This window comes from Microbacterium sp. 2MCAF23 (genome assembly GCF_052115565.1).
GTDB lineage: Bacteria > Actinomycetota > Actinomycetes > Actinomycetales > Microbacteriaceae > Microbacterium.
Window position 1 is genome coordinate 158,026 of record NZ_JBFRGY010000004.1, and the last position, 17,762, is coordinate 175,787.

The window sequence follows — 17,762 nt, forward strand, 5'->3', positions numbered from 1 at the left end:
TTTCGCCCCCGCCGAGTCGGAGGAAACATATGTCCGCCATCGAAACCGGATCCGTGCCGACCAGCGCGAGATCCTCTCTCATCCCCCGCCGTGACATGGCGGTCATCTGGGTGCTCCTGGCCGCCGCCTTCGTCGCGATCCTCAACGAGACGACGATGAGCATGGCGATCCCGCACCTCATCGACGATCTGAGCATCACCCCGCTCGCGGCGCAGTGGGTGACAAGCGCGTTCATGCTGACCATGGCCGTCGTGATCCCGACGACCGGCTTCCTGCTGCAGCGCTTCACGACGCGGCAGATGTTCCTCGGCGCGCTCACCCTGTTCTCCGCGGGAACGCTGATCGCCGCGCTCGCGCCCGGCTTCACCGTGCTGCTCATCGCACGCGTCGTGCAGGCGTCGGGCACAGCGATCATGATGCCGCTGCTCATGACGACGCTCATGAACCTGGTTCCCGCGGAGAGCCGCGGCCGGATGATGGGGCGCGTCAGCATCGTCATCTCGCTCGCGCCGGCGATCGGTCCCACGCTGTCGGGCTTCCTGCTCGACCACTTCAGTTGGCGCGCGATCTTCGTCGTCGTGCTGCCGATCGCCCTGGTCGCCATGTTCATCGGCTGGCGCTGGCTGACGAACGTCGGCGAGCGCACCGACGCACCGTTGGACGTGCTGTCCATCGTGCTGAGCGCCTTCGGCTTCGGCGGGCTGGTCTTCGGCCTCAGCCAGATCGGAGCCCTCGCGGGCGGTGGCGGATCCTCCGCTCCCCTGGTGATCGCGCTGGTCGTCGGCGTGGTGGGGCTGGTGGCGTTCCTCTGGCGGCAGGTGATCCTGCAGCGCAAGGACGACGCCCTGCTGGATCTGCGGGTGTTCGCCTCGCGCGACTTCAGCCTGTCGATGGTGCAGATGTTCCTGCTGTCGCTGGCCTTCTTCGGCACGCTCACGGTGATCCCGCTGTTCCTGCAGAAGGCGCTCGGCCTGGAGACCACCGAGGCGGGGCTGGTGCTCCTGCCCGGTGCCCTCGCGATGGGGCTGCTCGGCCCCGTGATCGGGCGGATCTACGACGCCCGCGGCACGAAGATCCTGCTGATCCCGGGCTCGATCCTCACCGCTGCCACGCTGTGGTTCTACACGACGCTCGCCACGAACACCTCGGTGTGGATCGTGCTGGTCGCGCAGACGCTGCTGTCGATCGGACTCGCGCTCTCGTTCACGCCGCTGTTCACGGCGTCGCTGGCTTCGCTGACGCCGAAGTTCTACTCATACGGCAGCGCGGTCATCGGCACTGTGCAGCAGGTCGCGGGTGYGACCGGCATCGCCGTGATGATCGCGGTGTTCACGCTCATCGTGAACGCGAACGGCGGCACCGAGGTGCCCGCCGCGGTCGCGGCGGGCTCGCGCAGCACGTTCGTGATCGGCGCGGTCATCGCGACGGTGACGATCCTGGGCGCGTTCATCATCCGCAAGCCCGCGGACCAGCCGCACGAGGTGGGCTCCCCAGAGGGCAGCGCCCCGGCGATGCACTGAGCGCCCCTCTCACTTTCGAGTCGTCCCCCTGAGCACGGTCTATAGGTTGATCACTCGGGCGCAATTGCGTGCCATCGGGATCGACAACGACGCCGTACGGCATCGGATCACGACCGACCGGTGGGTCGCCCGCTCGGCCGTCGTCATCGGTACCACCACGGGTGAACTCACCCGGAACCAGCTGATGCGGCTCGGAGTGCTGCACGCGGGCGGGCCTGCGATCATCGGTGATCTCAGCGCCGCCGAAGTGGCCGGGCTCCGCAACTGGCATCGCGACGAGGTCACCGTGCTGGTGCCGCAGGGCAGCGACCTGGGGCAACCACTCGAAGGGATCCGCTTCGTCGAGACCAGACGTCCCCTGCCGATCATGCGCAACCCGGATCTCGATCTTCCGGTCTGCCGTATCGAACCCGCCATCCTTCATTTCGCCGCGTATCAGCACTCGATGCGCACCGCCGAGGGAGTCGTCGCCGCTGCCGTGCAGCAGCGACTCACGAGCCCGGGGCTGTTGCTCGGTTGGGTCGATCGGATGCGTCCGCTTCGCTGGGCGCAGACGTTCCGCGAGACGCTGAGCGAGATCGAGGACGGCGCTCAGTCACTCGCTGAGCTGGACGTGCTGCGGATGTGTCATCAATACGGCTTGCGCCTGCCGCGGCAGCAGACCAAACGCCAGGACGCCGATGGCCGGATCCGCTTCACAGACTGTGAATGGCTGTTGCCGGACGGGAGAACCCTCGTCTTGGAAGTCGACGGCGCGTTCCACATGGAAGTCGGGCACTGGGAGGACGACCTGGCGCGGCAACGCGCCCTCGCCGCGTCCGACCGTGTTCAGATACGCTGCACATCACGAGAACTCCGTGACTACCCGGAGCGCATCGCCCGTGACTTGCGCATGCTCGGCGTGCCGCGCGTTGCATGAGTCAGTCGTCCCCCTGAGCACGGTCTATCGGTCGTGCTCAGGGGGACGACTCGGAAGTGGAAGTCAGTCCTTCGCGCCGGGCAGACGGCAGACGCCGTCGATGCACAGTCCGGCGTCTCCCGCGTCGAGGCCCGGGAGCAACGACAGCCCGCCCGGAGCGGCTCCCGATGTCGGGCGCGTCGCGTCCGCGGGTGTCTGCTGCGGGGATTCGGCTGCCGTGGTCACCCCCCGATGCTACGCCCGTACCGGAGCATCGGCGCCGTTCTGAGGCATCCACCCATGTCGCCGAACGCATCTCGGGCATAGTCTTCGCTCAGGCGCTGGGGCTCGCCGTCCGCGAGCATGCCGCGCATGGACGCGAAGGAGCTTCCCATGATCATCAGCACTCCCCCGGCCGAGACTGCGGAAGGGCATGCCGCCGACATGTACGCCGAGGACATCGCCGACGCGGGCTTCGTCTTCGCCTACACCCGTGCGATGGCGGTGAATCCCGAGGCGCACGAGGCGTTCATGGCGCTGATCCGTGCGATCGTGCCGTCCATCGGCGTGCGCGTCTATGAGGCGGCGACGCTCGGCGCAGCCCGCGCGATCGGATCCCCGCACTGTCTGCTCGCGCACGGACGCAAGTCCCTGCGCGCGGAGGTCCTCAGCGGCGACAGCCTCGCCGCGTTCGCCCGCGGTGACGACGACGGCTTCTCCGCCGCCGAACAGGCCGTCGTGCGGTACTCGGCCAAGCTCTCCACCGATCCGCGCGGCATGACCGACACCGACACTCAGGCGCTCCGGGACGCCGGCTACGACGACCGCCAGATCGTGGACATCACGTTGGCCGCGGCGGCGCGGAACTACTTCAGCCGCGCCCTGCTCGCCCTCGCCGTGCCGACGGACGAGCTGCCGGGCCTGGATCCGGAGACGGCCGAGGCGCTGCGAGCCGCCGCGCTGTGAGGACGGCCGAGGCGCTGCGAGCCGCTGCACGCTGAGGCCGGTCGCCGCCCGCCGATCGCGTTCCCCCGCTCCCAGGTGAGAAGACCCTCCGAATCGGGCCGAAACGCCGCACAGCGGTTGAGAGCTCGATCCAGAAGGGGAATCGTGGCCCGGACACATGCCGTGACCTCGGCATGTCCGCAACCGGAAGGAGTGCCTCGTGCTCACCTTGACCGACAACGCCACTGCGCTGGTCACCACGCTCGTCCGTCGTCGTACCGAGACGGAGGGTGCGGGACTGCGCATCCACACGGCCGAGACGCCGGGAAAGGCGGGCGAACCCCGCCTCGCCGCCGACGTGGTCGTCTCGCCGGAGCCGGATGATCAGATCCTCGATCTGCCCGGCGCCCCGGTTTTCCTCGAAGGGGAAGCCGCCATCGTCCTGGACGACAAGGTCCTGGACGCGAACGTGAATGAGGAGGGCGCCGTGTCGTTCTCCCTGATGCCGCAGGTCGCCTGACCCGCGGCACCCCGAACGGGCGCATGACCCGGACCTCCCGTCCGGGTCATGCGCCCGTTCCCATTCCGCTGCCTTTCATGCGGAGCAAGGCATGCGCACCCCTCTACCGTGGACGGATGCTCCGTCGCCTCATCGCCCGCGTGTTCTGGACGTTCAGCCGCTGGACGCTCGCTAGCGAACCGGGTCCGACGCGCCCCACCGTGCTGATCGGCGCCCCGCACACCTCGAACTGGGACTTCGTGCTGATGCTCGGCATCGCCTGGCGGCTCGGCGTCGAGGTGCACTGGCTCGGCAAGAAGAGCCTGTTCCGTGGCTGGCGCGGCCCACTCATGCGACGCCTCGGCGGCATCCCGGTGCATCGAGAGGATCCTGCGCGGGTCGTCGGCGAGGTCGTGGCGCAGGTGAACGCCGGCACGGTGTTCGGTCTGGTCGTCACGCCCGACGGCACCCGCGACGGCAACACGTATTGGAAGAGCGGCTTCTACCGCATCGCACGCGAGACCGGCATGCCGGTGACACTCGGGTTCGTCGACCGCACCACGATGACGACCGGGCTCGGGCCCACGTTCGACCTCACCGGCGATATGGCCGCGGACATGGACCGGATTCGCGCCTTCTACGCCGATAAGGCAGGCGTGCGTCCGGAGCGGCGCACGGAGCCCCGGCTACGCGAGGAGCGCCCCAAGATCACCCCAGGCCTGTGACGAGGTTGATGATCGTGCCGAGGATCAGCGCGCCGAACACGTAGGCGATCGTGGTCTGCGCGATCACGATCCGCCGGATGGCATTGCGCGTGACATTGGTGTCGGCGACCTGGTAGGTCATGCCGAGCCCGACCGAGAAGTACGCGAAGTCGGTGTACTCGGGGTCCTCGTTCTGGTTGAAGATGATGCCGGCGGATCCGTCGTAGTAGAGCTTCGCGTACCGCAGCATGTAATCGGCCTGGATCAGCCCCCAGGAGGCGGCGACGCTGAGCACCGCGCTCCCCGCGAGCGCGAACTGGGTCCACCCCTCCGCGTGCCGAGCCTGCAGCACGACGACCAGCACGGCCGCGATGCTGGCGAAACTCCCGACCACCGCGACCACCCGGGCGATGCGTCGACCGGGGTCCTCCTCGGTGGCGTGCGAGCGCGTCTGCTCGGCGTTCATCGGCCACACGACCAGCAGGATCCACACGGTGCTGACGAGAGCCAGCGCGCCCCAGGCCGCGAGAAGGCCCGCGGCGAGGCCGAGGAACGGCGTGACGACGAAGCCGACCGCGACCCCGACAAGGAGCGCGACGGACGAGCGCACGCGCCAACGATGGCGCAGAGGAAGCGGGCTCACCCCGGAATGCTAACCCGCATGTCGCGTCACGTCGTGGAGGGCTCGGGCTGGCAGTGCGGACAGAGTTGAGCGGAGGCACCGGAGAACACGCGATCGATGATCGTCGTGCCGCAGACCGGGCAGGCCTCTCCCCCGCGCCCGTGCACGGCCATCGCGGCGACCTTGGCCTGCTTGAGCTGGCCCGGCGGCAGGCCCCGCCGATCCGCGAGGGAGCCCCGCAGCACGTCGACCGTCGCGTGGAAGAGCCGTTCCCGCTCGGCATCGTCGAGCACTGCGGCGTGCACCGTGGGAGCGATCCGCGCCCGATGCAGGATCTCGTCCGAATACGCGTTGCCGATGCCGGCGAGCGACGTCTGCTCCTGCAGGAGCGCCTTGATCTGCTTGCGCCTGGTGCCGAGGGCGCGCTCGAACACGTCGCGGTCGAAGTCGGCGGCGAGCGGATCCGGTCCGAGCGCCGCGATGCCCGAGACATCAGTCGGGGCATCGACGACCGACGCGGTCACCGCGAGGAAGTCACCCAGGTCGACGACCTGCATCAGCGCACCGTCGTCGAGCGCGATTCGAGCGACCTCGGGCACAGGTTCGTCGCTCCGCGGGGCGTCCGGCGCCTGCCAGCGGATCCAGCCGTTGCGCCCGAACCCGATCATCAGCCAGCCCGCCTCGGTATCGAAGCCGACGTGCTTGCCGAAGCGCTCCAGGCGCCGGATCCGCGCACCGACCAGCGATCCGGGCGGGCGGTCGCGAGTCTTGACGATGCGGAACTCGCCGACATCCAGGTCGGCGATCACACGACCGCGGATCCGCTCGTCGAGGAACTCGACCAGCGCCTGCACCTCCGGAGACTCGGGCATGCGCCCATCCTCGCACCGGGATCGGACATGCGCGCGTGGTGGCGGTCAGGCGAACGCGACCTCGTCGTGCCGCGCCACCGCGAACTCCTGCCCCGGATAGCGCAGCCCGGCGAAGTACATGTTGGTGTGGGCGACGATCTGCTCGCCGGAGATCCGAACGCCCTCGATCGTCGCATCGACGGTGGTGTGCGCGTCGCGCACGAGCGTGACGTCGTAGCCCTCCGCCGCTGCACGCTGGGTCGTGGTGCGTACGCAGAAGTCGGACTGCGCGCCGGCGACGACCAGGCGGGTCGCGCCGTATCCGTCGAGCACGGTCCGCAGTTCGGTCTCCGCGAAGGCGTCGCGGTAGCTCTTGCGCACGACCGCCTCGCCCTCGGCGCGGGCCAGCGGTGCCGCCAGGTCCCAATCCGGCGTCCCCACGCCGATGGGGTCATGGTGCACCCATACCACCGGAACCCCTTCATCGCGCGCCCGGCGCACGAGCGCGTCGGTCCGCATCAGCACCCCGTGCTCGTCGAAGCAGTCGGGCATGACGCCCGCCTGCATGTCGATCACGAGCAGGACGGTGCGATCCGGCGCCTCCGGGAATTCGGGCATGGATTCATCCTCGCACCCGAGACGGACGTCGCTGGCTCACCGTGCGATCGCCTGGCTGAACAACGAGATCCAGACGATGAAGAAGATCGCCTGCCCGCAGATCCCGACGCTGCCGATGATCATCGCCCAGCGTGCGAGACCCGCTCCGCCCTCACCGGTCGCGTTGCCTCTCAGCTGGCGCACGGCGATGATACCCAGCACCAACCCTGCTACAGGGACCACGAACGCGCAGATGAACGAAACAAGGGCGACGGTGTTGGTCTTCGCCGGCACCGCAGCAGGAGCAGTCATGGACAAGAGATATCAGGTCTCCGGATCCGCGTCATGTTCATCCAGGTACGCCGTGCCGAAGAGGTCGCAGCCCAACAGCGCAAGATCATGCTGCAGCGCCGCTGTCATCACGAACCCGCCCTGCGTGCTGTCGGAGAAGCCTCCCCACCAGATCCGGGTCTCGCCGCCGTCGCGGAGGACCGCCAGCGCGTCGGCCAGGGGCAGCAGCAGAGCGACGAGCGACGAGAGACTGGCGAAGCCGGTCCTGTCATCGATGGGCTCGATCTCGCAGCGATACTCCCAGTAGGTCTCCCCGTAGACGAGGTACTCGGGATTCAGCTGCCGCCCAGCAATCCCGGATGGTGTCAGATCACCTCGATCGCCGAAGTCGGTGGGATCGAAGCCGAGAAGGGAAGTGATCTCCGCCACGTTCCTGGTCTCGCTGCGGACTACCAGCGACGCGATGTCGGAGGCGATCATCAGTCCCAGGCCAGGTAGTCCTCGATCGCGAACGCCGTGTCGACCGGATCACTCACGGGGAACAGGTGCCCGCCACCCTCGATCGTCACGACACTGGCGCGCTCGACCGCGGACGCGCGCAGCTTCTCGCCGTTCGCCGGAGGCATGACATCGTCCTCGGATCCCTGGATGATGAGAATCGGCACCGACGGCGCGATCGGCACGTCGACGTCCTCCACGCCCAGCAGCAGCACGCCGAGCGCGCGGTCCGTGCGCTTCGCGGAGAGCGCGCGGGCGACAGTGCCGCCGACGCCGTGGCCCCCGATCCAGGTGGCGCCGATGCCGGCGTGGTCCATGACGTCACTCGCATCCTGGACGCGCTCCTCGAGTGTCGCGGCATCATCGGCGCGGCTGCCGATCCGCAGCACACGGATCCCCTCGCCGGCCAGGATGTGCGCGACCGAACCAAGCGCGCCGCCCTCGAGACCACGCCCCGGAATCAGCACCAGAACGGGCCCGTCACCCTCCGACATCTCGTCGACGTAAGGGATCGCGCGGCCATCGGGTTCGAAGATGCTGTTGTTCTCGGTAGTCACCGAGCCATCGTATCGAGTCCCGCTGGAGCATCGACGGCGGCGTACGATCGCTGGACGGACCTGACACGGACGATTCAGGGAGCGACGAGGATGAGCCAGTACATCATCTACTTCAACCAGCAATGGGTCGGCGAGCACAGCGCCGAGTGGTTCGCCGAACGCGGGCCGCTCGCCAATGCCGTCGTGTCGGACATGCGCGACGCCGGCGTGCTCGTCTTCGCGGGAGGCGTGCACGAGGACATGCAGGCGGCCTTCACCGCCGATGCCTCCGGTGGCACCCCCGTGATCAGACAAGGTCAGTTCGCCCCAGGCGAGCAGTACATCGGCGGCCTCACCATCATCGACGTGGCGGACGATGACGCTGCGAAGCTCTGGGCCGGCAGGATCGCCGAGGCCTGCGGTTGGCCGCAGGAGGTCCGCCGGGTCAGCTGACGTGGTCGTCCGCGTCGGGCTCGGCGCGGAGGAGGTCCGCGATCTCCTCCTCCGGACGGGGCGCGATGTTCTCGTCCGCCTCGAGCTCGGGAATGCTCGGTTCGCCCGGCTCCGGAATGTGGGCGGAAACGGACCGCTCATCAGTGTCGGACATGGCCGCACCTCCTCAGGAAGACACGGCCAGCGTACGCCTGCACGCACCGGGCCAGTATGCGGGTCAGTCGAGTGGCCGCTTCAGGCCCACGTGCGCGGTCTGATAGCCGAGCCCGGTGTAGAAGGCGCGTGCCCGATCCCGGGCCTCATCGGTGGTCACCTGGGCGAGGGTCGCCCCACGAGACCGCCCGAAGTCGTGCGCCCACTCCAGCATCGCTGTGCCGAGGCCCTGTGAACGCTCGACCGGAGCGACGCGCAGACCCTCGATCTGCAGCCGAGTGGATCCTCCGCGAGAGAGCCCGGGGATGACGGTCAGCTGCATGGTCGCCACGATGCGGCCGGCGTCGTCTCGAACCACCCCGAGATAGTTCGAGGAATCACGTCTGACCGAGTTGTACGCAGCCTCGTATCGGCTGAGCTCGGCGTCCTCGCGCTCGGCACCGAAGGGATCATCGGCGAGCAGTTCGGCGATCGCCTCGATGTCCGCGTGGCCCGCCCGCTCGATCCGGTAGGTGCGGCCCGCCGCCCGCAGCAGCCCTCGGACGGACGTCTTCGCTTCCGCCTGCAGTCGCGCCACGAGCAGATCAAGCCATTCGCCGACGTTGGCGCGGGCCTCTGCCGTGTCGGGGTACCGGCACCTCAGGTGCAGGCCGGATTCATCGAGGATGAACCACAGCATGACTCCGTCCGTGTCGATCGCCGCGCCGACGTACTGCGCGTCGAGTCCGACCGAGTCGATCCGCACCGGCAACCGGCGCAGGTCGAGCCAGGAGATCGCGAACATCCCCGGCGCGACCGGCATCCCGCCCCAGGGCGCGAGCACGTCGGCAAGCGGCCACGACCCGAGCTGTACGGCCTCCTTGACGGCGGCGGCCGCTGCACGCGGCTCCGCGACCGCCGACTCCAGTACGGAGTTGGTGATGAACCAGCCCACGGAGTCGTGCCAGGTGTCCTCGTAGCGACTGTGCACCGGGAAGATCGCGCGCAGCGCCGTACCGGCGAGCGTGCGGGTGACCGCCGTCATGGCCACGACTGCGAGGGTCAGCGTCGAGACGCCGCTTTCCCGCGCCTGCGCCGCGAAGGCTGCGCTGTCATCCGGATCGAGCACGTCGCGCACCTCGACCCTCTCGCGCTGCGGATCCGGCGAGCCCAGCGGGAGCGGGAATCGCGGCATTGCTCCGCCACTGTCGCGGATGATGTCGGCCCACCGTTTTCGCACCTCGTCAGGGGCCGGGTCGCGTTCGAGCAGCGACCGGGTGTGGTCGACGAATGCCGCGGCCGGCGCGGTCCAGGGATCCCGGCCGTCGCGCGCCGCGTCCACTGCCGAGAGGAGGTCGCGCGCGATGACGAGCATCGACCACATGTCGACGTGCGCATGGTCGGATCCGATCACGATCGTGATCCCCGTCGCGTTCTCGAGGACGCATAGCCGGTACGAGGGTCGGCGGTAGGGCGAGCACGCCCCATCGAGCACATCGCGGACGGCGTCGTTCACCGCCTGCCCCGGCAGGATCTCGTGCTCGACCCAGGATCCTGGGGCGATCGCGAGCTCGTGGAGCTGGGGCTGCCCGTCCTCGCCCGGAGCGAACGCGGTGCGCAGGGTGCCGTGCCGCGCGATCACCGCGAGCCACGCGTCGGCGAGCGCGTCCTTCGTCACGGGCCGCGGCAGGTGGAACGAGATCGCCATCCAGGATCCCGGTCGGTCTCCGAGGCCGACGTGGATCCGCTGGTCGAAGGAGACCGGCAGGCGCGGGCCGAGTTCGGAGGCGCTGACGTCGTACCCCCAGAGCCGGCCGAATGGGAGGCGCAACTGCGTGACGTGGGTCAGACGCATGGCAGTACCCTAGCGTCCCGCTACTCTGACATCGGCGTCGCCTCTGCGGATCCGACGTGCGACGCCGGAGCGGAAGGAACCCGATGCCCACCTTCGAAGTCACCGGCGCCGAACTCGCCGTCGCGCTCAGCGACGAGGGCGGGCATCCGGTCGTGCAGCTGCACGGCCTGACCTCGAGCCGAGCCAGGGACCGGGTGCTGAATCTGGACCTCGGCCGAGGGCTGAGCGGAACGCGGCTGCTGCGATACGACGCACGCGGTCACGGCAGATCGACCGGCCGCAAGGTCGCGGAGGACTACGTGTGGTCCAACCTCGCCGACGATCTGCTGCGGCTGCTGGATCATTGGTTTCCCGGCGAACAGGTGCACGGGGTCGGTCCGTCGATGGGAGCGGCGACGCTGCTGCATGCCACGGCGCGAGAGCCGGGCCGGTTCGTCGGGCTCACCCTCATGGTGCCCCCGACCGCGTGGGAAACCCGGGCCGCGCAGGCGCAGAACTACCGGGACGATGCTGCCCTCGTGGAATCGGAGGGCGTCGATGCCCTGGTCGCCGCGCATCGCGGAGGGACGCGTCCGCCGGCGACCGTGGGCGCGCCGGAGACCGTGCCCGACGTCGCCGATGCGCTGCTTCCCTCCCTGCTGCGCGGTGCCGCGATGAGCGACCTGCCCACCCATGAGGCGATCGAGCGCATCGACGTCCCGACCACGATTCTGGCGTGGATCGAGGATCCGGGACACCCGCTCGCGACGGCGCAGACGCTGGCCGCTCTGCTTCCCCACGCCACCCTGTCTGTCGCGAGCGATCCCGTCGACGTCGACACCTGGCCGCAGGTGCTGAAGCACGACGTCGCCCGCACCCGCTAGTACGCTGGGGGTCGGCCGCGATCCGTGCGGGAAAGGACGGGCTTGCATGAACATCACCCAGCTCCGGCGGTTCGTCGCCGTCGCAGAGGAACTGCATTTCCCGCGTGCGGCAGCCAGGCTCGAGATCTCACTCACCGCTCTGTATTCGGCGATCGAGAAGCTCGAGGAAGAAGTCGGGCACCCGCTCATCACCCGTGGCAGCGCCACCCGTCTGACGAGTGCCGGGATTCTCCTGCTACCCGAGGCGCGCGAGCGGATCGCCGCCGCTCCCCCGCCTCAGCAGAAATCTGCCGCGCCGTCCGGAGGCAAGGCCAAGGCGTCGAAGGGGAAGGGCCGCGCACCCGTGGTGAAGGGGCAGCCCAAGCCGTACAAGAAGCGCCAGGGGCGCTGACGCGGATCGGACCTGCGGACTTCCGCGGCGGATCAGCGCATGCTGCTCGTCACGCGTGTCCAGAGCCACGTCGCCAACGACGGAGCGGCGGCATCAGCGAATGCGCGTCCGATGGTCCATGGAGTCGCTCACGCGGCCTGCAGCGGCGTGATGGCGGCGACCTTGTCCCGAAGAGCCCGGCGTTCGAGCCGTAGCTCGTAGTTCGTCTGCAGGTTCATCCAGAACTCCTCAGACGTGCTGAAGTACCGAGCCAGACGAATCGCGGTGTCAGCCGTGATCCCCCGCTTGCCGTGCACGATCTCATTGATCCGTCGCGGTGGCACCCCGATCGACACCGCGAGCTTGTTCTGCGTGATTCCAAAGCCCTCGATGAAGTCCTCCATCAGGATCTCTCCCGGGTGAATCGGCTCGATCGCGTCAGCCTCAGTGATAGTCGACGAGTTCGACATCTTCCGCACCTCCATCTCTCCAGACGAAGCAGATACGCCACTGCGCATTCACGCGGATGCTGTACTGACCGCGACGATCTCCGGCCAATTTCTCCAATCGGTTCCCCGGTGGGATCCGCAGGTCGTCGACATCCTTTGCCGCGTGAACCAGCTCGAGCTTGCGCAGCGTCGCCCGCTGCACGGTTCGATCAACACCCTTGACGTACTGCTCGCGCCAGATTCGTTCGGTGTCCTTGCCCCCGAACGATCTGATCACGAGGCAAGCATATAACGAAGACCGTCAATAACGCTATACGTTAAAGCGGAACTCCACCACGTCGCCGTCCTGCATGACGTAGTCCTTGCCCTCGAGGCGGGCCTTGCCCTTGGAGCGGGCCTCGACGACGGATCCGGTCGCGACCAGGTCCTCGAACGAGATGACCTCGGCCTTGATGAAGCCCTTCTCGAAGTCGGTGTGGATCACGCCGGCCGCCTGAGGAGCCTTGTCGCCCTTGTGGATCGTCCAGGCGCGGGCTTCCTTCGGGCCTGCCGTGAGGTAGGTCTGCAGGCCCAGCGTGTCGAAGCCGATGCGGGCGAGCTGATCCAGGCCCGACTCGTCCTGACCGGTGGAGGCGAGCAACTCGGCGGCGTCCTCCGGATCCAGGTCGATCAGCTCGGACTCGATCTTGGCGTCCAGGAAGATCGCCTGCGCCGGGGCGACGAGAGCGGCGAGTTCCGCCTTGCGGGCGGCGTCCGTGAGCACGGCCTCATCGACGTTGAAGACGAAGATGACCGGCTTCGAGGTGAGCAGGCCCAGCTCCTTGATCGGGGCCAGGTCGATCCCGCTCGTGGAGAGCAGCTGGCCGCGCTCGAGCGCGTCCTTGGCGGCATTCGCGGCCTCGAGCACCGACGCGTCGGTCTTGCGGCCGCGTACCTCCTTCTCGATCCGCACGATCGCCTTCTCGAGCGTCTGCAGGTCGGCGAGCATGAGCTCGGCGTTGATCGTCTCGAGGTCGTTCTTCGGGTCGATCGCCCCCTCGACGTGCACCACGTCGTCGTCGGCGAAGCCGCGCACGACCTGCGCGATGGCGTCGGCCTCGCGGATGTTCGCGAGGAACTGGTTGCCCAGGCCCTCCCCTTCGCTGGCGCCACGCACGATGCCGGCGATGTCGACGAACGACACCGTCGCGGGCAGGATCCGCTCGCTGCCGAAGATCTCGGCGAGCTTGTTCAGCCGCACGTCGGGCAGGTTCACCACGCCGACGTTCGGCTCGATCGTCGCGAACGGGTAGTTCGCCGCGAGCACGTCGTTCTTGGTGAGGGCGTTGAACAGGGTGGACTTGCCGACGTTGGGCAGTCCTACGATTCCGATGGTGAGAGCCACGGGGTACGAGTCTACCGGGGCCCGCGTCGACTCAGGATCCGCGGATCGCGCGGTAGGCCGCGGTGACGTACGGCATCGACAGCGTCTCGCCCTCGATGAGCCCCAACTCGTCGAACAGCTCGTCCATGGCAGCGGCGATCCGCGCCTTCTCCTCGTCGGACGACGTGATGATGAGGCTGCGCGAGCTGGCCATCGCATGCAGCTCGGCGCGCGTCATCTCCCGGCTCCACTCCCAGCGCCGCTCTTCGAGGGGGCCGAACGGCGCCGCGACCCGCACGGCGTTGTCGGCGATCATCTCCTCCGCGGCGCTGCCGCCCATGATCGCCGTCAGCCGGCGCACCCAGTCGGTGCGGTCATCGCGCACGTTCCAGATCAGTCCGAGCACGCCGCCCGGGCGCACCACCCGTCCGATCTCGGCAGATGCCGCAACCGGATCCACCCAATGCCAGGCCTGGCCGAGAGTGGCGGCATCGACGCTCCCGTCGGCCAGAGGCAGCGACTCCGCGGTTCCTGTGACCGCCTCGACTCCTGGCGTCTTCTGCCGCAGCGCCTCCAGCATTTGCGGATCGGGATCCACGGCCACGACGCTCGTGCCGCCGAGGGCGAGCACGGCGCGAGTGAGCTTGCCCGTCCCCGCGCCGATGTCGACGACCGCCGCGTCGGGGCCCGGCAGCGGCTCCAGCAGCCAGGCCACCGCGTCGGATCTGTACTCCGGACGTCCCTTCTCGTAGCTGCCCGTCTCGGACCCGAAGCTCGTCGCACGTTCGACCATGGCCCGAGCCTACGCTCGGATCCGCCCAGGATCGGCGCGCCTGGACGATGCCGGCCCCTCCGCGACGGAGGGTTGATGCGTGGCCTTGGACTTCACCGCAATCGACTTCGAGACGGCGAACTCCTCCCCTGCTTCCGCCTGTGCGGTGGGCCTGGTGCGGGTGCGGGACGGCATCGTCGTCGCGCAGACCGGATGGCTGATCCGGCCGCCCGCGGGGCACGATGCCTTCCAGGAGTGGAACGTGCGGATCCATGGCATCCAGCCGCACGAGGTCGTGAACGCCGACGGCTGGAGCGAGCAGCTCGACCGGCTCTGCGCGTTCGCCGGCGCCGACGTGCTCGTAGCGCACAACGCGGGCTTCGACCTGAACGTGATCCGTCGTGCCTGCGAGGCCACCGGCGACGAGTGCCCGCCGTACCAGTCGCTGTGCAGTCTGAGCGTGGCGCGCAAGGTGTACGACCTCGACTCCTACAAGCTCCCTGTGGCCGCGGCAGCCGCCGGCTTCGGCGCGTTCCCGCACCACGATGCCCTGGCCGACGCACGCGCCTGCGCGCAGATCGTGATCGACGCAGCCCGGCGCACCGCATCCGGCTCAGTGCAGCAGCTGGCCGACGCGATCGGAGTGCGCCTCGGCGCCCCTCTCGCCCCGGCCGCACCCGCGAAGGTGCGCGCCGCCGCCTGACGCGGTTTCTGCGTTCCGAGGGCGCGCTCTCCGGCGATGTCGGTGGCCGCGCCCATGATGGACGCATGGACGCGCTCGCACTGCTCATCGCCGCACTCACCGCTGTGGCGGGCCTTGCGGTCGGCTGGTTCCTCGGCCGCAGCCGCGGCGCCGCCGATCTCGCCCGCGCCGATGCGGAACTCTCCGTCGTGCGCGAGGACCGCGACCGTCAGCACGACCTGTACCGCGATGCCGTCGAGCACGCCCGCCGCGAGCAGCACGACGCCGCGGAGCGCGTGCGGCAGGAGAACGCCGTGCTCACCGCGCTCGCGCCGGTGCGGGAGAGCCTGCACCGGATGCAGCAGACGGTGACCGTGCTGGAGCGCGAGCGCCAGACGCAGTTCGGACAGCTGAGCGAGCAGCTGCGGCGCTCCGAGGAGAACGGCGAGGCGCTGCGTTCCACGACCGAGTCCCTGGCCGGCGCGCTGCGCTCGACCTCCGCGCGCGGCGTGTGGGGCGAGACCCAGCTGCGCCGCGTGGTGGAGGCCGCGGGCCTCACCCGACACGTCGATTTCGACCTGCAGGCCACGATCCACTCCGATGCGGGCCACGGCCGTCCCGACATGGTGATCCGCCTCGCCGGCGGCGCGTCGATCGCGGTGGACGCCAAGGCTCCCCTCGACGCGTTCCTGGCGGCCGGCGCGCTCGCGTCCGAGGATCCGCAGCGACGGTCGCTCATGCAGCAGCACGTCAAGGCTGTGCGTGCGCACGTCGACGCACTCGCGAAGAAGGCGTACTGGTCGGGCCTCGATGTGAGCCCCGAGTTCGTGATCTGCTTCCTGCCCACGGAGTCGCTGCTGTCCGCGGCGCTCGACGAGGATCCGGCATTGCTCGACTACGCATTCGGCAAGCGAGTGGCACTGGCCACCCCGGTGAACCTGTGGGCGGTGCTGAAGACCGTCGCGTACACCTGGAAGCAGCAGGAGCTGTCGGCCGAGGCGGCCGTGCTCCTCGACCTCGGCACGCAGCTGTACGACAGGCTCGGCGTACTCGCCGGCCATGCGGACGACCTGCGTCGCGCGCTCGAGCGCACCGTCGACAGCTACAACCGCTTCGCCGGATCCCTGGAAAGCAGGGTGCTGGTGACGGCTCGCCGCTTCCCCGGCGTCGATGCGGGAGCACTCATCGCGCCTCCGGCCCTGACCAGTGCCACGCGACGGTTCACCGCCGACGAGCTGGTCTCGTCCGCCGACGATCTGGTCTCATCCGATGACGAGGGGCGTTCCGCGGCTGAGGGCCATCCTGAGGGGATCCGCGCAGACCTCGGCGAGCTGCGTGCGCGCCTGAGCGGTCAGGATCCGGACCACGCCGAGCCGAACGATCGTGCGGAGCGAAACGATCAGGCCGAGCGGGAGGTCACGCGCTCCCCGGAACCGCGCTGAGCAGGAAGACCACGGTGGCGGAGAAGAGCACGAAGGCGCCGATCATCCACCAGGCGCTGATCTCGTGACCCTCGTCGCGACGGACGCGGAACAGCACGTCGGTACGGCGCGCAGCATCCATCTCGACGATCTTGACCGAACCGGTGTCGGTGACCGTCTCCTGGCGGTAGATGTTCTCCGCAGCCATCGTCCACGCTCCCCTGCTCCGCATTCCGAACCGCGCTGAATGCGCCGTGCACGCCGATCGGCGCCCCTCCATTGTGACAGGTGAGGCCGTGAAGACACGGAATGCGATCAGGTCGTTATCGCACCGGGTTCGCTCAGGAAGCCGGTGCGACGGGATACCCGCTCAGAGCCACTTGGAGACGAGGTGCTCCGAGGCGATCCGGCGCAGGGTGCCGGAGGCGCTGCGCAGCACCACGCTCTCGGTGTAGAGGTAGTCGCCTTCGCGCCGGACGCCGGCGACCAGCTGGCCGTCGGTCACACCGGTCGCCACGAAGATCGTGTTGTTGCCGCTCACCAGGTCGTCGGCCTCGTAGACCTTGTCCATGTCGAGCCCGGCGTCGATGCCGCGCTGGCGCTCGTCATCGTCGCGCGGCCACAGCCGGCCCTGGATGTGCCCGCCGAGCGCCTTGATCGCGCACGCCGTGACGATGCCCTCGGGGCTGCCGCCGATGCCGATGCACATGTCGGTGCGCGCCCCGTGCCGGGCCGCGTTGATGCCGCCGGCGACGTCGCCGTCGCTCATCAGGCGGGTGCCCGCTCCCGCAGCGCGGATCTCCTGGATGAGCTTCTCGTGACGCGGACGGTTCAGCACCGAGACGACGATCTCGTCGACCGGCTTGCCGAGAACGCCGGCGAGGCGCTTGATGTTTTCCGCGACGGGGAGGCGGATGTCGACGACGCCGACACCGGCAGGGCCCGTGACGAGCTTGTCCATGTAGAAGACGCTCGAGGCGTCGAGCATCGTGCCACGGTCGGACACCGCGATGACGGAGACCGCGTTCTGCCGACCGTCCGCGGTGAGGGTGGTGCCGTCGATCGGGTCCACGGCGATGTCGTACTGCTGCGCCCATTCGACGCCGCTGCCGACGTGCTCCCCGTTGAAGAGCATCGGAGCGTTGTCCTTCTCGCCCTCACCGATCACCACCAGGCCGTCGAAGTCGACGGTTCCGAGGAAGGCGCGCATCGCATCGACAGCGGCACCGTCAGCGGCCTCCTTCGCGCCGCGTCCGATGAACGGGACGGCGCGGATCGCCGCGGCCTCCGTCGCACGGACGAGTTCCAGTGCGAGGTTGCGGTCGGGGTGGAGGGGGCTGAGATCGGCTGTGAGGCTCACCATGCCCCCAGCGTAGGGGCGGGACGGTTACGGATCCGCAGATTTCTGCGCTGCGAAACCGAAAGATACGCGCTTCTTTAC

25 protein-coding genes are annotated in these 17,762 nt (G+C 68.9%); 10 read left to right on the forward strand and 15 right to left on the reverse strand.

The genetic code is table 11. The features are described from left to right. The first annotated feature begins 29 nt into the window (after positions 1–29). Together AB4078_RS05385 and AB4078_RS05390 are read left to right on the forward strand one after the other, a co-directional pair. Positions 30–1,520 (forward strand): MDR family MFS transporter, encoded by a 1,491-nt coding sequence (locus AB4078_RS05385; protein ID WP_441976254.1) that lies wholly within the window; start codon positions 30–32, stop codon positions 1,518–1,520. 46 nt (positions 1,521–1,566) lie between these two features. After that, a complete protein-coding gene (locus AB4078_RS05390; RefSeq protein ID WP_441976255.1) occupies positions 1,567–2,439 on the forward strand; it encodes a hypothetical protein in 873 nt (290 codons plus the stop codon). Between the two features lie 63 nt (positions 2,440–2,502). Here AB4078_RS05390 and AB4078_RS05395 read toward each other — a convergent pair whose 3' ends face one another. After that, the gene (locus tag AB4078_RS05395) at positions 2,503–2,664 is read right to left on the reverse strand and encodes a hypothetical protein (protein ID WP_441976256.1); all 162 of its coding nucleotides are present in this window, start codon (positions 2,662–2,664) and stop codon (positions 2,503–2,505) included. A gap of 147 nt (positions 2,665–2,811) precedes the next feature. Here AB4078_RS05395 and AB4078_RS05400 point away from each other — a divergent pair, with 147 nt between their 5' ends. The 3 genes from AB4078_RS05400 to AB4078_RS05410 all read left to right on the forward strand — a co-directional run bounded on the left by AB4078_RS05400 (position 2,812) and on the right by AB4078_RS05410 (position 4,587). Next, a complete protein-coding gene (locus AB4078_RS05400) occupies positions 2,812–3,384 on the forward strand; it encodes a carboxymuconolactone decarboxylase family protein (RefSeq protein ID WP_441976257.1) in 573 nt (190 codons plus the stop codon). Positions 3,385–3,583: 199 nt separating this feature from the next. Then, the gene (locus tag AB4078_RS05405; RefSeq protein WP_440734570.1) at positions 3,584–3,883 is read left to right on the forward strand and encodes a Fe-S cluster assembly protein HesB; all 300 of its coding nucleotides are present in this window, start codon (positions 3,584–3,586) and stop codon (positions 3,881–3,883) included. A 116-nt stretch (positions 3,884–3,999) separates the two neighbouring features. Continuing rightward, positions 4,000–4,587 (forward strand): 1-acyl-sn-glycerol-3-phosphate acyltransferase, encoded by a 588-nt coding sequence (locus AB4078_RS05410; RefSeq protein ID WP_441976258.1) that lies wholly within the window; start codon positions 4,000–4,002, stop codon positions 4,585–4,587. On the opposite strand, the gene AB4078_RS05415 is transcribed toward AB4078_RS05410, so the two are convergent. Genes AB4078_RS05415 through AB4078_RS05440 form a run of 6 tightly spaced genes read right to left on the reverse strand, consistent with a single transcriptional unit; the run spans position 4,571 to position 7,982 of the window. Then, positions 4,571–5,209, reverse strand: coding sequence for a DUF1345 domain-containing protein (locus AB4078_RS05415; protein ID WP_441976259.1), 639 nt, complete (start codon positions 5,207–5,209; stop codon positions 4,571–4,573). The genes AB4078_RS05410 and AB4078_RS05415 overlap by 17 nt on opposite strands. A 26-nt stretch (positions 5,210–5,235) precedes the next feature. After that, positions 5,236–6,060 carry a DNA-formamidopyrimidine glycosylase family protein gene (locus AB4078_RS05420; RefSeq protein WP_440734573.1) on the reverse strand — a complete coding sequence of 275 codons (825 nt, stop codon included), beginning with the start codon at positions 6,058–6,060 and terminating at the stop codon, positions 5,236–5,238. A gap of 45 nt (positions 6,061–6,105) precedes the next feature. Continuing rightward, complete coding sequence (locus AB4078_RS05425) at positions 6,106–6,657, reverse strand: isochorismatase family protein (RefSeq protein WP_441976260.1); 552 nt, start codon at positions 6,655–6,657, stop codon at positions 6,106–6,108. Between the two features lie 36 nt (positions 6,658–6,693). Further along, positions 6,694–6,948 (reverse strand): DUF4190 domain-containing protein, encoded by a 255-nt coding sequence (locus tag AB4078_RS05430; protein WP_441976261.1) that lies wholly within the window; start codon positions 6,946–6,948, stop codon positions 6,694–6,696. 12 nt (positions 6,949–6,960) lie between these two features. Further along, on the reverse strand, positions 6,961–7,407 hold the full coding sequence (locus AB4078_RS05435; RefSeq protein ID WP_441976262.1) for a hypothetical protein: 447 nt from the start codon (positions 7,405–7,407) through the stop codon (positions 6,961–6,963). Further along, positions 7,407–7,982, reverse strand: coding sequence for an alpha/beta fold hydrolase (locus AB4078_RS05440; protein ID WP_440734575.1), 576 nt, complete (start codon positions 7,980–7,982; stop codon positions 7,407–7,409). The genes AB4078_RS05435 and AB4078_RS05440 overlap by 1 nt, the downstream gene beginning before the upstream one ends. A gap of 90 nt (positions 7,983–8,072) precedes the next feature. Between AB4078_RS05440 and AB4078_RS05445 the strand changes: the two genes are divergently transcribed. Then, entirely contained in the window at positions 8,073–8,414 is a 342-nt protein-coding gene (locus tag AB4078_RS05445) for a YciI family protein (RefSeq protein ID WP_441976263.1), read from the forward strand. On the opposite strand, the gene AB4078_RS05450 is transcribed toward AB4078_RS05445, so the two are convergent. Next, positions 8,407–8,568 carry a hypothetical protein gene (locus tag AB4078_RS05450; RefSeq protein WP_441976264.1) on the reverse strand — a complete coding sequence of 54 codons (162 nt, stop codon included), beginning with the start codon at positions 8,566–8,568 and terminating at the stop codon, positions 8,407–8,409. The genes AB4078_RS05445 and AB4078_RS05450 overlap by 8 nt on opposite strands. Positions 8,569–8,631: 63 nt before the next feature. After that, a complete protein-coding gene (locus AB4078_RS05455; protein ID WP_441976265.1) occupies positions 8,632–10,401 on the reverse strand; it encodes a GNAT family N-acetyltransferase in 1,770 nt (589 codons plus the stop codon). Between the two features lie 83 nt (positions 10,402–10,484). On the opposite strand from AB4078_RS05455, the gene AB4078_RS05460 reads away from it, so the two are divergent. Together AB4078_RS05460 and AB4078_RS05465 are read left to right on the forward strand one after the other, a co-directional pair. Beyond that, the gene (locus AB4078_RS05460) at positions 10,485–11,264 is read left to right on the forward strand and encodes an alpha/beta fold hydrolase (RefSeq protein ID WP_441976266.1); all 780 of its coding nucleotides are present in this window, start codon (positions 10,485–10,487) and stop codon (positions 11,262–11,264) included. 46 nt (positions 11,265–11,310) lie between these two features. Beyond that, positions 11,311–11,655, forward strand: coding sequence for a LysR family transcriptional regulator (locus AB4078_RS05465; RefSeq protein WP_441976267.1), 345 nt, complete (start codon positions 11,311–11,313; stop codon positions 11,653–11,655). A gap of 128 nt (positions 11,656–11,783) precedes the next feature. Here AB4078_RS05465 and AB4078_RS05470 read toward each other — a convergent pair whose 3' ends face one another. The 4 genes from AB4078_RS05470 to AB4078_RS05485 are packed head-to-tail and all read right to left on the reverse strand — an operon-like array spanning position 11,784 to position 14,239. Beyond that, the gene (locus AB4078_RS05470) at positions 11,784–12,104 is read right to left on the reverse strand and encodes a HigA family addiction module antitoxin (RefSeq protein ID WP_440734581.1); all 321 of its coding nucleotides are present in this window, start codon (positions 12,102–12,104) and stop codon (positions 11,784–11,786) included. Continuing rightward, positions 12,079–12,360 (reverse strand): type II toxin-antitoxin system RelE/ParE family toxin, encoded by a 282-nt coding sequence (locus AB4078_RS05475; protein ID WP_441976268.1) that lies wholly within the window; start codon positions 12,358–12,360, stop codon positions 12,079–12,081. The genes AB4078_RS05470 and AB4078_RS05475 overlap by 26 nt, the downstream gene beginning before the upstream one ends. A gap of 33 nt (positions 12,361–12,393) precedes the next feature. After that, entirely contained in the window at positions 12,394–13,467 is a 1,074-nt protein-coding gene (gene ychF, locus AB4078_RS05480; protein ID WP_441976269.1) for a redox-regulated ATPase YchF, read from the reverse strand. 31 nt (positions 13,468–13,498) lie between these two features. Further along, positions 13,499–14,239: a class I SAM-dependent methyltransferase gene (locus tag AB4078_RS05485; RefSeq protein ID WP_441976270.1), complete on the reverse strand. Its 741-nt coding sequence runs from the start codon at positions 14,237–14,239 to the stop codon at positions 13,499–13,501. A 79-nt stretch (positions 14,240–14,318) separates the two neighbouring features. On the opposite strand from AB4078_RS05485, the gene AB4078_RS05490 reads away from it, so the two are divergent. After that, positions 14,319–14,921, forward strand: a complete 603-nt coding sequence (locus AB4078_RS05490; protein ID WP_440734585.1) for a 3'-5' exonuclease — start codon at positions 14,319–14,321, stop codon at positions 14,919–14,921. A gap of 65 nt (positions 14,922–14,986) precedes the next feature. Continuing rightward, positions 14,987–16,342, forward strand: a complete 1,356-nt coding sequence (locus AB4078_RS05495; RefSeq protein ID WP_441976271.1) for a DNA recombination protein RmuC — start codon at positions 14,987–14,989, stop codon at positions 16,340–16,342. Here the strand turns inward: AB4078_RS05495 and AB4078_RS05500 are convergent. Further along, on the reverse strand, positions 16,317–16,529 hold the full coding sequence (locus AB4078_RS05500; RefSeq protein ID WP_440734587.1) for a UDP-N-acetylmuramyl pentapeptide phosphotransferase: 213 nt from the start codon (positions 16,527–16,529) through the stop codon (positions 16,317–16,319). The two genes, AB4078_RS05495 and AB4078_RS05500, sit on opposite strands and share 26 nt — an antisense overlap. A gap of 162 nt (positions 16,530–16,691) precedes the next feature. Then, entirely contained in the window at positions 16,692–17,684 is a 993-nt protein-coding gene (glpX, locus tag AB4078_RS05505; protein ID WP_441976272.1) for a class II fructose-bisphosphatase, read from the reverse strand. Positions 17,685–17,762: the final 78 nt, after the last annotated feature.